The sequence below is a fragment of the Streptomyces sp. DT190 genome (assembly GCF_049846985.1).
GTDB lineage: Bacteria > Actinomycetota > Actinomycetes > Streptomycetales > Streptomycetaceae > Streptomyces.
On the sequence record NZ_JBNCNM010000094.1, the window covers coordinates 1 to 251 of the forward strand.

The window sequence follows — 251 nt, forward strand, 5'->3', positions numbered from 1 at the left end:
TGCTGGCCACGTACGGCCAGGACCGGCCGGAGGACCGGCCGCTGTGGCTGGGCTCGCTGAAGTCCAACATCGGCCACGCCCAGGCCGCGGCGGGCGTGGGCGGTGTCATCAAGATGGTGATGGCCCTGCGGCACGGCACGCTCCCCAGGACGCTGCACGTGGACGCGCCGTCCTCGCACGTCGACTGGACGGCGGGCGCGGTGGAACTGCTGACCGAGGAACGCCCCTGGCCGGACGCGGGCCGTCCACGC

General features: G+C 74.1%; 1 pseudogene. It reads left to right on the forward strand.

From position 1 onward, the window contains the following. Positions 1-251 (forward strand): annotated as a pseudogene (locus tag ACPXCS_RS39750) (hypothetical protein); the annotation flags it as partial.